The organism is Pantoea sp. VS1, assembly GCF_002207995.1.
GTDB classification, from domain to species: domain Bacteria; phylum Pseudomonadota; class Gammaproteobacteria; order Enterobacterales; family Enterobacteriaceae; genus Pantoea; species Pantoea dispersa.
On the sequence record NZ_NHZE01000084.1, the window covers coordinates 1 to 1,341 of the forward strand.

A 1,341-nucleotide genomic window follows, 5' to 3' on the forward strand; every position below is an offset into this window, starting at 1 on the left:
ATCCGTCAGGTCACCGAGTGCACGAATACTCGCCGGCGAAAGCGAAATTTCCGCGCGACACGCGGGCTCCGGCGCGGGCGCGCTCCAGACCGGCTGCACGGCTGGCGCTGCATTCTGCTGCATGGCGGGAGCCTCAGAAGATTTCCAGTCATTAACCAGTCGCGGCAGCAGTTCATTCTGCATGAGGCACCCCCGTCAGCACCGTCATGCCGTACTGACGCATGACCTCGCCGACATCTTTGTCCGTGAGTGAGGCCAGCACGATGGCCGACCGGACCTCTCCGCTGCACGCCAGGAGCGTCTGCAGCGCCGCGCGCAGGATCATCGACTCCGAGTACAGCGGGAACTCGGCGGTCATGCGACGCAGGCCCGATTTGTCGTCGTCATCGAGGCGCACCTGTGCGACATGACGCTTTAACTTCTTCGGGGCCATCTGCCCCCGTGCGTTGTGACTCATTTCAGCGCCACCTCCTCCACCTTCAGCATCCTGTCCGCGCGCGTGATGCGCACCGGCGTGTGCTCAAAGCCGAATTTTGTAGTTAACGTACCGTACTGATCGAAGTACACCGGCTCGTCCAGCGCGATGCTGCTGTCGTGCACATTACCGTTGACCAGAATGACTTTATAATTCTGCTGCCCGGCGAGCTGCGGCTTCAGCCACGCCATCTGCTGCGGGTTGTCGCCATCGATGAAATACAGCGTCTCGCTGAAGGCGACCTTATCCAGCGGGTTGACCTTGTCTCCCGCCCGGGCGATGACGTTGCCGCGCATGTCCCGGATGGTTTCCCGCACCGTGAAGGTCGGGTCATACAGGAATGCCCTGTCCGTTTTCGCCGGCGTCAGGCCGGCCACCGGTGCGGGCCTGACGGCGTGGGCCTTCACCCGCGCCTCGGCCTCGCGCTGCAGCCGGTCCAGCTCACCGCTGTCTTTCATGCCCTGCAGGCGCTGGCCGATGAAGGCCAGCAGATCGGGTTCGGCAATGGGAAACAGGTGGCCGATGGTGCCGAGCTCTTTCGCCTGCGCGGACCAGATAACCGCTGTGGCGAGCAGAACAACCGCTGTGGTGAGCCGCTTCATGGCGTCGCCTGCATCTGGCGGGCGATATCGGCCTGAATCGCCGGCGTAATGTCGGTGACGCCGGCCACCACCGCGCCCTTCACCAGGATGACGCCGCCGTGCGCGGCCTGCCAGTCCGACAGGCTCGCGTCCAGCGCAGAGCCGAAGCGCTTCGTGAGCGCCGCCAGTCTCTCCTTATCCAGCGCAGACTGCGCGGTCTGCTGGCGGAAGGTGTCGATGGTGCCCTTCATGTCAAACACCACGTAGTCGGGCTGTACGGCCTGC

At 64.1% G+C, this 1,341-nt stretch carries 4 protein-coding genes; all 4 read right to left on the reverse strand.

The window, feature by feature from the left end:
• Window positions 1–183 (reverse strand): hypothetical protein (locus CBW22_RS23335; protein WP_141097358.1); only part of this gene is annotated, 183 nt, incomplete at its 3' end.
• The gene (locus tag CBW22_RS23340) at window positions 173–457 is read right to left on the reverse strand and encodes a hypothetical protein (protein WP_088518008.1); all 285 of its coding nucleotides are present in this window, start codon (window positions 455–457) and stop codon (window positions 173–175) included. The genes CBW22_RS23340 and CBW22_RS23335, both read right to left, overlap by 11 nt.
• Window positions 454–1,077, reverse strand: a complete 624-nt coding sequence (gene traW / locus CBW22_RS23345; RefSeq protein ID WP_088518009.1) for a type-F conjugative transfer system protein TraW — start codon at window positions 1,075–1,077, stop codon at window positions 454–456. The genes CBW22_RS23340 and traW overlap by 4 nt, the downstream gene beginning before the upstream one ends.
• The coding region (locus tag CBW22_RS23350) for a TrbI F-type domain-containing protein (RefSeq protein WP_176428174.1) at window positions 1,074–1,341 on the reverse strand (268 nt) is incomplete at its 5' end. The genes CBW22_RS23350 and traW, both read right to left, overlap by 4 nt.

Coding starts and splice junctions, on each gene's coding strand:
- CBW22_RS23340 (WP_088518008.1), bottom strand. CDS start 457: ATGAGTCACAACGCACGGGGGCAGATGGCCCCGAAGAAGTTAAAGCGT.
- traW (WP_088518009.1), bottom strand. CDS start 1,077: ATGAAGCGGCTCACCACAGCGGTTGTTCTGCTCGCCACAGCGGTTATC.